Annotated in this window: 13 protein-coding genes; 4 read left to right on the forward strand and 9 right to left on the reverse strand. The window is 60.1% G+C overall.

The annotated features are described in order from the left end of the window. Positions 1–151: 151 nt before the first annotated feature. The 6 genes from BMW66_RS09090 to BMW66_RS09115 all read right to left on the reverse strand — a co-directional run bounded on the left by BMW66_RS09090 (position 152) and on the right by BMW66_RS09115 (position 5,410). A complete protein-coding gene (locus tag BMW66_RS09090) occupies positions 152–628 on the reverse strand; it encodes a hypothetical protein (RefSeq protein ID WP_245729416.1) in 477 nt (158 codons plus the stop codon). Between the two features lie 295 nt (positions 629–923). After that, complete coding sequence (locus BMW66_RS09095) at positions 924–2,246, reverse strand: TRAP transporter large permease (protein WP_093117678.1); 1,323 nt, start codon at positions 2,244–2,246, stop codon at positions 924–926. Positions 2,247–2,274: 28 nt separating this feature from the next. Then, positions 2,275–2,796 (reverse strand): TRAP transporter small permease, encoded by a 522-nt coding sequence (locus tag BMW66_RS09100; protein ID WP_093117680.1) that lies wholly within the window; start codon positions 2,794–2,796, stop codon positions 2,275–2,277. After that, on the reverse strand, positions 2,796–3,830 hold the full coding sequence (locus BMW66_RS09105; RefSeq protein ID WP_093117682.1) for a TRAP transporter substrate-binding protein: 1,035 nt from the start codon (positions 3,828–3,830) through the stop codon (positions 2,796–2,798). The genes BMW66_RS09100 and BMW66_RS09105 overlap by 1 nt, the downstream gene beginning before the upstream one ends. 60 nt (positions 3,831–3,890) lie before the next feature. Continuing rightward, positions 3,891–4,214, reverse strand: coding sequence for a 2Fe-2S iron-sulfur cluster-binding protein (locus BMW66_RS09110; RefSeq protein ID WP_093117684.1), 324 nt, complete (start codon positions 4,212–4,214; stop codon positions 3,891–3,893). A gap of 20 nt (positions 4,215–4,234) precedes the next feature. Then, complete coding sequence (locus tag BMW66_RS09115; RefSeq protein WP_175483200.1) at positions 4,235–5,410, reverse strand: cytochrome P450; 1,176 nt, start codon at positions 5,408–5,410, stop codon at positions 4,235–4,237. 14 nt (positions 5,411–5,424) lie between these two features. On the opposite strand from BMW66_RS09115, the gene BMW66_RS09120 reads away from it, so the two are divergent. Then, on the forward strand, positions 5,425–6,162 hold the full coding sequence (locus BMW66_RS09120) for a MarR family winged helix-turn-helix transcriptional regulator (RefSeq protein ID WP_245729417.1): 738 nt from the start codon (positions 5,425–5,427) through the stop codon (positions 6,160–6,162). Between the two features lie 406 nt (positions 6,163–6,568). Here the strand turns inward: BMW66_RS09120 and BMW66_RS09125 are convergent, their stop codons facing one another. From BMW66_RS09125 to BMW66_RS09135, 3 genes are read right to left on the reverse strand one after another with little or no spacing between them, the layout of a single operon-like run. After that, positions 6,569–7,468 (reverse strand): dihydrodipicolinate synthase family protein, encoded by a 900-nt coding sequence (locus BMW66_RS09125; protein ID WP_093117689.1) that lies wholly within the window; start codon positions 7,466–7,468, stop codon positions 6,569–6,571. A gap of 13 nt (positions 7,469–7,481) precedes the next feature. Continuing rightward, positions 7,482–8,117, reverse strand: a complete 636-nt coding sequence (locus tag BMW66_RS09130; RefSeq protein ID WP_093117691.1) for a LysE family translocator — start codon at positions 8,115–8,117, stop codon at positions 7,482–7,484. A gap of 10 nt (positions 8,118–8,127) precedes the next feature. Further along, entirely contained in the window at positions 8,128–8,739 is a 612-nt protein-coding gene (locus BMW66_RS09135; protein WP_093117693.1) for a LysE/ArgO family amino acid transporter, read from the reverse strand. 94 nt (positions 8,740–8,833) lie between these two features. Between BMW66_RS09135 and BMW66_RS09140 the strand changes: the two genes are divergently transcribed. The 3 genes from BMW66_RS09140 to BMW66_RS09150 all read left to right on the forward strand — a co-directional run bounded on the left by BMW66_RS09140 (position 8,834) and on the right by BMW66_RS09150 (position 10,963). Beyond that, positions 8,834–9,742 carry a LysR family transcriptional regulator ArgP gene (locus tag BMW66_RS09140; RefSeq protein WP_342741860.1) on the forward strand — a complete coding sequence of 303 codons (909 nt, stop codon included), beginning with the start codon at positions 8,834–8,836 and terminating at the stop codon, positions 9,740–9,742. A gap of 393 nt (positions 9,743–10,135) precedes the next feature. Continuing rightward, positions 10,136–10,501, forward strand: coding sequence for a DUF6152 family protein (locus BMW66_RS09145; protein ID WP_093117695.1), 366 nt, complete (start codon positions 10,136–10,138; stop codon positions 10,499–10,501). Between the two features lie 3 nt (positions 10,502–10,504). After that, the gene (locus tag BMW66_RS09150; RefSeq protein WP_093117697.1) at positions 10,505–10,963 is read left to right on the forward strand and encodes a hypothetical protein; all 459 of its coding nucleotides are present in this window, start codon (positions 10,505–10,507) and stop codon (positions 10,961–10,963) included. Positions 10,964–11,100: the final 137 nt, after the last annotated feature.

The following is an 11,100-nucleotide window of genomic DNA, read 5'->3' on the forward strand; positions in this document are numbered from 1 at the left end:
TTACTGTCATTGGGTGGCTCCTTTCCCAGCAGTCAATGATAACTGCACTTTGGCACATTCGATGCCGGTGGAGCAGGAGCCACCCACCTCATCCGGACCGGGCCGTTTGCGTTTAGATTACCTGAGCTTCTACCCTGACAAGACAAACATGTTAAGAGAACTGGATTGCGTAGCTCCAGGTTTCATCCGATGAATACTCGCCGGCAATAAAGTGGATCAGATGATGCCCTGCTTCGAGAAACGCCCTTGTTCGTTCGTGTGTGAAAGGTGCCGAAAGCTGAGCCTTGTTCCCATGTGCAACGTTGTTTCGTAACTGAGCGTAGCTTCGCCCCAATAATACCTGCCAAGAGGAAATTTCGATTTCATTACTATCCCACTTCAAACCACCACCCTCTTTGGCTACCAGAAATTGAGGGGCCGTTTCCTTGAAGACCTGGAACCCCGCCTCTGCAAAATCAAACTCTTTGAAGGGATGCCTGCACTCCAATGATCGGCCGATCCGATCCCAGTTGACGCCCGAAACTACCCGCGTCTTACCATCCACATGGGCAAAGTCGTGGGTCAGATTGACCAAAAAGAATTCCAGCTTGGCAGCCAAAAGCATGAATCTTGAGATTTCTTCGTCCAAGTCCGCCTCCCGCATGTTTGCGCCAAGCTGCAGCTCAAACTGGTAAGGGGCAACTTCGCCTGGAAAAAGGCAGCGGCAGACACCCTTGCTGTGACATGGCCGATCCCGCAGTGTGTTGGGGGGGGGCAACACCAACCGGACTCCGGTCGTGGCTGGATGAAAGCTCAGTGGCAGGTCAATTCCTCAATCGAAAAAACGATGAGAAGCTCGGATTATTCAGCGCGGCAGACCTTCGATAGGTTCTAGAACAACGACCCTGTCAGGCCGGGCTGGGCTTGGTATTCTGGCACCCGCTTCATCGACCTTGCACCAACTGCGGCAGGAAAAGCACGAGAGATGGAACAAGGACGATCAATGCAAGCCGAAAAATGTCAGCGATCCAGAAGGGTGTAACGCCTCGGAAAATTGTTGCCGTAGAGACGTCACCGACCACGGAGCGCATGATAAACACGTTTAGACCCACAGGAGGTGTGATCAGACTAATCTCTGTCACGACGACGACGACGATTCCGAACCAGATCGGGTCGAAACCCAATTGACTGATGATTGGGAAAAAAACCGGGACTGTGAGAACCATCATGGACAGGCTTTCGAAGACGCAGCCCAGCAGGATGTAGATCAAAAGAATGAGGCCCATGACTGTCATTGGCGGGATATCGTTGCTGGTGACCAAGGCGACCAGCGCTTCAGGCAATCCCACGATGCTGACGAAGTTCGAGAAGACCCAAGCTCCGATAAGGATAGCAAAGAGTCCGGCGGTGGTCACACACGTTTCAGACAATGCGCCCTTCAGAGCCGACCAAGGCATCTTACGCCGCCAAAGTGCGATGGCAAAGGTTCCCATCGCGCCCATTCCAGCGGCCTCCGTGGGAGAGAAGGTGAGGTTGATCGGCCAAAAATCGAGAATTCCATATAGCCCGCCGATCACGAACACGAAGAGCCCGACTACAGCTCCGATCCCGCTCAGAGATGTGAGCCGCTCGCGCCAGTTCTGACGTTCGCCGCGCGGGCCGGATTCGGGTTTGCGCCAGACCACGAAGGCCACCGCAGCCATATAGAACAGTATGCCGATTATACCGGGGACCAGACCGGCGAGAAAGAGTGCGGCGATAGAGGACTGCGTGAGAAGCCCATACATTATGAGGATAACCGAGGGAGGGATCAGGATGCCGAGTGTTCCGCCGGCCGCGATTGAGGCGGTGGCCAGACTATCGGCGTAGCCGAAGCGACGCATCTCGGGCATGGCGATACGGCTCATGGTCGCGGCCGTTGCAAGAGACGAGCCTGAGATAGCCGCGAAGATTCCGCAGGCTGCAACAGTCGCCATGGCGAGTCCGCCGCGCCAATGACCAAGAAAGGCATTTGCCGATCGGTAGATCTCGCGACTCATGCCGGATTGGTTTACGAACAGCCCCATTAGGACGAAAAGCGGCACGACCGACAGCCCATAGTCGCGAGCGGCATCGGTGATGAGCCGGGCGGTCATTGAAATCGAAGCCGAGGTCGAGGTCTCATGCGCGTAGCCAACGAGGCCCACGAAGCCCATGGCAATCGCTATAGGCACGCGGAGAAACACAAGTGTCAGAACCGCGGCAAAACCGATCAAGGCGAGCGTCACGCTGGTAATCCCTTTCGTTTGGGCTGCATTAAGTGCCGGATCTGACCACGCCTTCAGTTCGGTCAGCCAAGTCGGTTTGGGGCATGAGCAGGATGAAGATCCCGCGCAGGATCATGGCGCAAGCCGCGAGTGTCATGCCGGCGGCAATCAGGTAGATTATCCAGCCGACGGGCAGTCGGAGGTAAAGTGTCACCTCGCCATATCCGATAGTGCGAGCACCGCTTTCCCAGCATTTCACAACTGGCCAAAAGAGCAGGATGCCGAAGATGAAGTTGGCCAGCCCTTCGCGAATGCGAGCGGCGACAAAACTGTCGAAGAGATCAACCGAAATATGGCGGCCCCAGAGCGATGTGGCAGGCATTGCCGCAAACACTGTCGTGGCAAGAAACACCTCGGTTAACTCTGCCGCCCCCGGAATGGGTGCGCTGGCAAATGAACGCAGAAGCACATCCGTGAAAGTTAACACCATCATAGCGAAGAGGGCGGAGATGGCGAGCCAGAGGGGAATACGCGCGGTCCAATGGACCGCGCCTACAAGGGTCTTGAACATCAGGAATCGATCTCTGCCATGACGGCGGCGATTTCCTTTTCGAAGGCGGCTTTGGCGGCTTCGGCGTCGATGCCGCGCCCATTGACCCGTTCAAGGACCGTAGCGGTCACGTTCTCGACGATCGGGGCAAAATGTGCGATGTCCTCGTCGCTGGCTGAGATGATCGCGCTGCCTGCGTCCCGCGCGGCCTGCATCGCCCTCTCGTCCCCGGCAGCCCAGATCCGCCCGAAGAGGCGCGACATCGGTTCGCCGAAGAACTCTTCATCCAACGCCTCTCGAAGCTCGGGGTCAATGCTGTTCCACGTCTCCTTTCTCATGAGCACAGCGAACGAGCCGCGATAGAGACCCCCGGGGATCTCAAATATCACCGGAGCAACCTCATCGAGGTTATAGCCCACGCGACTGTCTGTGTTCATGGTCACGGCATCGGCCGCGCCCGCGCTCAAGGTTTCGTAGACCTTGGTCGCCGGCACCTGGATGCCGACGCCGCCCAGCCCCTCAACGGCGAGGGAGCCAACACCGCCGGGCGCCCGGATCTTCATCCCGTCCACCGCGTCAAGGCCGTCGATTGGGTCGGTCAGGTGAAGCTGCGCTGCGCCATGCTGGAACATCGCGAGCGTTTTGAACTCGTCCTGTTCGCCAGCCGCTTCAAGGTGACTCTTCCACACACGCCAATAGGCGGCGGAGGCGGCTTCGGCATCACCCTCGACGCCGGGCAGTTCGACCAGCTGCGGCACCACGAAACGACCCGCGTTATAGCCGTGGAATATGAATGTGATGTCCGCGGCACCGTCCAGCACGAAGTCCGCCATGGCGGGAGGTGGCACGAGGTTTAGCTTCACCTCGGCGGTAAGCTCGCCATCGGATATCTCTTCGAATTTGTCGATGAACTGAGGCCACATTTCGGCGTTCACGACATGACTTGGCCCGGCCCACGACGCAATCGTGAGCACGCGTGGATCGTTTTGGGCCAAAGCTGCGCTTGCGATCTGCGCCGCGAGGCCAGCTGCGATCAGTGTCTTGATGGCTTTCATAATCTTCCTCCCTGAAGTATGACTCTACTTGATTGTGGCCGTCTTTGCGCGGGCACGTGATTAAACTTGGGAATCGGGAATGGTGATTTCGGCGCCCTCCAACACCTCGCTGACCTCGACCTGACAGCTCAGGCGGCTGTGTTCGCTGCGCGGCGTAGCTGCAAAGTCGAGCATTTCATGCTCGTTGCCTTCGGATGCGCCGATCTTGGCTATCGTATCGGCGTCGAAGTAAGCATGGCAAGTGGCACAGGCCATTGACCCACCGCATTCTGCGATGATGCCGCCAATGCCGTTGTGTTGAGCGGTTTCCATCACCGACATCCCGGGCGTCGCATATACGGTGTTGCGTGTTCCGTCTGGTTGGATGAAGGTGAACTGAACCATTATTTCCTCTGCTGTCTGGATTAACCGCACGGTCGAACCAGAATCTGGTTTGGCCCCCGGAACGATAGTGTGCGCGTAAAGTTGATCGACTGGTCATCGACGAGTGCCATCTCCGGAAACGCCGTCGTGAGCTCTTCAAGAATGATGCGAAGTTCGAGGCGGGCGAGAGGGGCGCCGGCACAATGATGCAATCCGCGCCCGAAGGCCATGTGTTCCTGGGCGTTCTTGCGGCGGATGTCGAACATCTCTGGCTCGTCGAATTTCGCCGGATCCCGGTTGGCCGAGGCAAGCGAGAGTAGAACCTTGGCGCCTTTCGGCAGGTCGATCCCGCTCACTGTGACCGGCTCTTTCGTCTGCCTGCGCCACGCCACGACCGAAGTGACGTAGCGCAGACCCTCTTCGACGGCATTTTTGGCGCGGGACGGATCATCGACGATGGCCTGCCATTGGTTCGGACGCCTGAGAAGTTCCAGGAGCAGGTTTCCAGCGGCGTTTGTCGTGGTCTCATGCCCGGCGATGAGCAGTCCGAAGATGAGGCTTTTGATTTCATTTTCAGTGAGCACGGCGTCGTCGCCATCACGCAAGGCAAGCAGTTTGCTGGGATAATCGTCCTGTGGTGACACCTTGCGTGCCTCGACCAGGTCAACTGTATAGTCCCAGAAATCGGCGAGATCGCGGGCGGCCGTGTCGAGGTCATGTTCGTTTGGATCACCCCAGATCATGTGAAGTCGTAGGTCGCCCCATGCCTTGATTTTCTTCGGGTCAAAATCCGTCACGCCGAGAAGCAGGAAGACGACCTGCGCGGGCAGTTCATAGGTCAACGCCTCTACCAGATCGATCTCCTCTTGGCCCCTCATCCTTTCGATGTAGCCGCGAACAAGATCGCGAATTGCATCTTCATAGGACATGAACTGTCGGATGTTCAGAAACTGGGCGGCGGACTTCTTGATCCGTGTGTGACGGGGCGGGTCGCAGGCGACCTGAACAGCTTCATTGCTGAAATTGCGACCTTCGAGGTAACGCCCAACAGAGTCCGGCCAAGGAAAAACGGGTTGGGTTGCGAGCTCGGCCGAGAACCGGTCTGCATCCGGCATGATCTTCTCGATGTCAGCGCGCCGGGTGACGACCCAGTAGTCGATCTCAGGTGCGAAGAAGATCGGGACATCGCCTCGCACCGAAGCGAGGAATTCATACATTCCTTGATGTTCGAATGGTCGGAACGTTTCGGACGCTTGCTCCATCGGACAGCCGGCTGCTGCCCGCGTTTGCGGATTTTCTGTCATGTGTCCTCCCTTGCCGATCTGCTCTGATTCAGCCGGTCTGCAGTAAGGAAGTTAAAGATTCGATGTTGTCACGTCAATATATTGTTGCCGTGACAACATGGGGGCTGTTCGACACTCACACAATCCGCTACACCTTTGGCATGACCGATGATTTTGACGCGTTCGACACTCTGTTCCTTGTGGAGGTCGAAGACGATGATGGCGCCGGCGCACAGACGCTTAGTTTTTCGCGCAGCCCGACTGTTCTTCTGACCTTCGCCGCCAACCGCTTCACACGCGCGGCGGCCAAGACCTATGCCCAAAAGTTCGGGATCGGGGCGGTAGATTGGCGGATGCTTGTCATGTTGACACGCAAACCGGGTGCGACGGTAACGGAATCAGCCAATACCATCGGGATCGACAAAGGCGCGATCAGCCGCTGTATCGCACGGCTCGAAAAGCGGGGACTGGCCACAAAAGGTGAGCTTCACGCGAACGGACGTAGCCGGGGCTGGTGGCTTACAGCAGAAGGCCGGAAGCTTCATGGCGAGGTGCTTCGCGAGGCGTTGGACCGGCAGCGCATCCTGCTCGATGGATATAGTGAGGAAGAAATCGCTCAATTCACTGACTTGCTTCGCCGGTTTCTGGTCAACCTAGATGCTTTGACCGAAAAGACGAGCGGTTGACGGTATCATCGCGGATTCCCGCTTTTGGCTGCCGACAAGGCGAGCCTAGCAATAGGATTGACCGAGCTTTGCCCCTACACATGTATATGCAACGACGCCGTCGAGATTGTGCACTACGTAGCGATGGGAGGTTCCAATCACCAGATACGGCGGCGCCAGAATGCATCCCCCTCGCACCCGTGCAAATTTCCTAGGGCTTCGAGCTCTCCATGGTCATGCGCGATGGCTCCCGTCGGGATGTCGAGCCATTCCTTGCCGGGGATCAAAACAAGCCATAGTTCGGATGCGATCGGAGCGCACTTTCCTCCTCTCTCTTGAGATGTTCACGCGCCTTCTGAACCGGGATTCGCGCACGAGATGCAGTCCATTCTTTTCCGTGGAGTGTCCGGACGCCCTTTTCGTTCAGTCAGCTGGCGACCTGGAGCAGCGGACGCAACGCCACCTCGACCCTTTCGCGGTATGCTGGCTCGAGCGGCAGGATCGGACGCGGCGGAGTGATGGGGCCGCAGCCGAGGGTCTCAGCAATGGCAAACATCACCCGAAAGCTCCCGAACTCCCGGAACATCGCCCAGAGGGGAGCGAAGGCGTGGTCGATGCGCTTGGCTTCGGCGGCGTTCCCCGCTTGGGCCGCACGGGTGAGCGAGAGAGCGGGTTCCGGCAAGAGGCCGGCCACAACGCTATACCAGCAGGCCCCACCGGCGAGCAGTGCGTCCTTCGCACCCCAGTCGCCACTGTAGCCGATAGCGAAGCCCTCCGGCGTTATGGCCCGCAGGCGCTGCATCTCGCCCTCGTAATCGCCGTCCGCAGGCAGAGGCATCTTCACCGCGGCCACGTTCGGAAGCTCGGCTAGTCGCGCGATCAAGTCCGGGCTGAAGGTAAATTTCGTGGTGCCCGGGTTGTTGTAGATGCACAGGGGCAGCTCGCCCGCCGCGGCGACGGACTCGAAAAGGCGGAAGACCTCTTCGTGGGTCAGTGGCTGGTAGGACATGGGCGCAAGAAGCAGGCCGTCCGCGCCGGCTTTCCGGGCGTCGCGCGCGAGGTCCGCGGCAACCTCGGTCGTGAGAGCGCCGACACCGACGATGAGCGGCGTCCGCCCCGCCACGCACTCCACGGCAGCCCGCAGCGTGCGTTTGCGCTCTTCCGGCGTCAGGTAGGCGTATCCGCCGGTGCTGCCGAGTAGCCCGATGGAATCCGCGCCCGCAATCACGATCCGCTCCAAGAACCTTTGCAGAAGCTCGGACTTCAGCTGCCCATCTTCGTCGGCAGGCGTGAGCGGGAAAGCCGACAGGCCTGTGAATAAGGTCATGCGAGCATCTCCTTCAAACGCGTGACAAGAGCAGGCGCAGGCCGGCGAAGCCGAAGATGGCAGCCAGAACGCCCTCAATTCCACGTCGGGCGCGGCGGTAGAGGCGGATCATCGGTGCCGTCGAGAACACGAGGGCGTAGCCGCCGAAGATCGTCACGCTCAGGATCGCGCATCCCGCCAGAATGGTGGCCACATCATGCCAGGATGCCTCGGCATCGAGGCCGAGCGTGACAAGTGCGATCCAGGCCAACACCGCCTTCGGGTTGGCCAGATGCATGATCAATCCATGGCGGTAGAGCGCTACAGTGGACGGAGGAGGCTCGGCTCGTGTGAGGCCGGTTGAGGTTACAGGGTCGGAGGTCATCGCGCTTCGGGCAGCGCGCACCGCGAGGTAGAGCAGGTATATGCCACCAAAGATCTTCAGGATGATCAGGGCCTCGGCATAGCGCGCGAGTAACGCGGAAACACCGGTGGCCGCGGACAGCCCCCAGAACAGCGATCCGGAAATGACCCCCGCGGCCAGCGCCAGCCCGGCTTGCCGACCGTGGTTCATCGCCACGCCCATGATCCGAAGGGTGCTCGGACCGGGACTTCCGGCCGCGATCACGTAGGCAGTGAAGACGACGAGCAGGTGGTTGATGTTCTCCATCGCGTCCTCCTCAGGTTCCGACCAGCAGCTTGAAAGCAATGATCCACATCACCAGCGCAATGAGAGTCTCGAGGATGCGCCAGGCCGCCGGCCGCTCGAACACCGGGCGCAATTTGATGGCACCGTAGCCGAGGGCCAAGAAGAAGACAAAGGATCCGAGGATCGCACCGACCGCGAACGACCCCAGGCGGTCGGCAAACTGGGTGGAGATGGTTCCCAGTAGGACAACCGTGTCGAGATACACATGCGGGTTCAGCCAGGTGATGGCGAGGCAAGCCACCAGCGTGCGGAACAGATCGGTCACTGGCAGCGACGCATCCGCGGCCAGTGCCTCGTTCGACCGCAGCGCTGATAGGACGCTCTTCACGCCATACCAAATCAGGAAGGCCGCGCCGCCGTAGCGCATGATGGGCTCGAGCCAGGGCAACCACTCGGAGACGGTCCGGAAGCTGGTCACGCCCACGGTGATCAGGATCGCGTCCGAGATTGCGCAGGCGAGACAGACCGCCAGGACGTGCTCACCCCGCAGCCCCTGCCGCAGCACGAAGGCGTTCTGGGCGCCAATCGCCACGATGAGGCTGAGGCTCATCATCATGCCGGTGAAGAAGACTGAGAGATCCATGTGCTGGGCTCCGATCTGAACGACTGCCCTTGGCATATGCGGTCGACTTAGCTTAGACAAATTAAAGGCACTGATGCCAATGAAGGAAAACTGAATGGTGGTGGACTACGCAGCTCTCCGGACCGTCGCCGCGGTCGTCAGGACCGGCAGCTTCGAACGCGCCGCCGCCTCTCTCAACGTAACCCCGTCGGCTGTCTCGCAGCGCATCAAGCATCTCGAGGAACGCCTCGGCGCAGTGCTCATCGAACGCGGCACGCCATGCACCGCCACGGACAAAGGCCTTGCGCTCTGCCGGCACATGGACCGCGTGGGGATGCTCGAGAAGGAGCTCATGGAACAGCTGCCCGAGCTCTCCGGGTCTGAAGGTGCCGGGCAGCGGGTGACCCTCAACGTGGCCACGAACGCCGACAGCCTCGGGACCTGGTTTCTCGAGGCCATCGCCTCCTTCACCAAGGCCACTGACTATCTCGTCAATGTCGCCATCGACGACGAGGACCATACGGCCGACTGGCTCCGCCGCGGCCGAGTGCTTGCTGCCGTCACCTCGCTGGAACGCGCCGTCCAGGGATGCCGTGTCACGCCACTCGGCTCGCTCCGCTACCAAGCGACAGCGAGCCCGGACTTCGTTGCCCGTTACTTCCCCGACGGAGTCACGGAGGAGGCGTTTCAGCGCGCGCCCGCTCTCACCTTCAACCAGAAGGACCGACTCCAGGACGTCTGGGCGCGCGAGGTTTTCGGGCACGACATGTCATTCCCCACTCATTGGCTCCCATCGACACGGAGCTTCCTCGAAGGCAGCGTCGCCGGTATGGGGTGGGCCCTCAATCCGGTCCAGCTCGCGAGGCACCATCTCGAACGCGGAGATCTCGTCGAGCTTGTCCCCGGAAAGGTGTTGGAGCGGCACCTCTTCTGGCAGATCAACCGGCTGGCCGCCGACCAGCTTCACGAACTGTCCCGGTCCATTCTTTCAGTAGCGCGGCGCGAGCTCAGCTCGCAAGCATGACGCTCGTTGGAAACGGCAGCCTTTATCCGAACAGCCGTCATCCGACCAGTGAAAATGCTGCGCGACGCGCGAACATCCGGTTCGGTGAACCGCAAGGAGGCGCGGACTGCTACCACGAAGGTCCGAACTGGGCCGACCACGTCATGCGAGGCAAGGGGAGCGCTAGGCGCGGCGTGCCGCGCCGCCGCAGGTCGGCTTGGAGCCATTTCTGCCTTCGCTGGTTCACTCAGATGCTTCAGGCGCAGCCGACAGGTCACAGGCCTTCCGGTGTCGATTGGTCTCTTCGCCACAGGTTTTGCTGCAGATGCGGGGCTAATATCTCGCGACGCAAACCGTGATTTGCCGCGCCCTGTCAGCATGGCCTATCCTCGCCGCAACGGAAAGGAGTAGCCCATGCTGACACGGCGCACACTAACCTTCGCGATCCTCGTCGGGGGATTTGCCACTCCCGTGCTGGCTCATCATGGCTGGCGCTGGACCAGCGGCGACAACATCCGTCTTACCGGCATTATCCAATCGGCCAGGCTCGGCAATCCGCACGGCGTGTTGCAGGTCGATGCCGACGGCGAGGTCTGGCAGGTCGAGGTCGGCCAGCCATGGCGCAATGAACGCGCCGGCCTGACAGATGACGATTTCGCCGAGGGCCGGGAAATCGTCATCGAAGGCGAACCCTCGACGGATGTGGAAGAGCGGCTGCTCAAGGCCGAGCGCATCTGGTTCGATGACAATTTACACGACCTCTATCCCGGCCGCAGCTAGCGCGTGGACCCGCTGATCGAGACGCTTGCTGCCAGCGATCCGGCGCAGATGATGCGGAACGGCCGCTGGATCTATGCCGCCGTCAGCGGCGGGCATGTCCTGGGAATCGCGCTGCTGATCGGCGCGATAGCCAGCCTTGATCTGCGGCTGATCGGGCTGTGGCCAACCGTCCCCGTGCCTGATCTGGCGCGGGTGCTGGTGCCGGTTGCCATGACCGGATTGACACTTGCCATGATGACTGGGCTGCTGCTGTTTCTGGCCGGACCGGCCGATTACCTGCAGATGCGGCTGTTCTTGCTGAAACTGACGCTGATCGCCTGCGGCGTCGGCCACGCAGTGTGGTTTCATTCCACTAATAGCTTCGCGCGCCCGGGCGTCGCGCTGTGGCGCGTCGGGCTGCCCTCGCTCCTGATCTGGCTTGCCGTGTTGATCTGTGGGCGAATGCTGGCCTTCGTGGACTAGGCCGCCCCCACCAGCCGAAGGGCAGTGGTATGAGATCTTGCCGAACGGATCAGTTCTTATCTCGCTGTCTGCGTTTTCATGACTGTGAATGCTACGCAATGCATGAACGGCAGGAATGCGAAAGCTGCGCTGCGGCC

It is taken from the genome of Salinihabitans flavidus (assembly GCF_900110425.1).
Lineage (GTDB): Bacteria > Pseudomonadota > Alphaproteobacteria > Rhodobacterales > Rhodobacteraceae > Salinihabitans > Salinihabitans flavidus.

Bases quoted from the DNA above. Each gene is read 5' to 3' on its own strand.
- BMW66_RS09100 (WP_093117680.1), bottom strand. From the start codon at position 2,796: ATGTTCAAGACCCTTGTAGGCGCGGTCCATTGGACCGCGCGTATTCCC.
- BMW66_RS09105 (WP_093117682.1), bottom strand. From the start codon at position 3,830: ATGAAAGCCATCAAGACACTGATCGCAGCTGGCCTCGCGGCGCAGATC.
- BMW66_RS09110 (WP_093117684.1), bottom strand. From the start codon at position 4,214: ATGGTTCAGTTCACCTTCATCCAACCAGACGGAACACGCAACACCGTA.
- BMW66_RS09115 (WP_175483200.1), bottom strand. From the start codon at position 5,410: ATGTATGAATTCCTCGCTTCGGTGCGAGGCGATGTCCCGATCTTCTTC.
- BMW66_RS09120 (WP_245729417.1), top strand. From the start codon at position 5,425: ATGGTCGGAACGTTTCGGACGCTTGCTCCATCGGACAGCCGGCTGCTG.
- BMW66_RS09125 (WP_093117689.1), bottom strand. From the start codon at position 7,468: ATGACCTTATTCACAGGCCTGTCGGCTTTCCCGCTCACGCCTGCCGAC.
- BMW66_RS09130 (WP_093117691.1), bottom strand. From the start codon at position 8,117: ATGGAGAACATCAACCACCTGCTCGTCGTCTTCACTGCCTACGTGATC.
- BMW66_RS09135 (WP_093117693.1), bottom strand. From the start codon at position 8,739: ATGGATCTCTCAGTCTTCTTCACCGGCATGATGATGAGCCTCAGCCTC.
- BMW66_RS09140 (WP_342741860.1), top strand. From the start codon at position 8,834: ATGGTGGTGGACTACGCAGCTCTCCGGACCGTCGCCGCGGTCGTCAGG.
- BMW66_RS09145 (WP_093117695.1), top strand. From the start codon at position 10,136: ATGCTGACACGGCGCACACTAACCTTCGCGATCCTCGTCGGGGGATTT.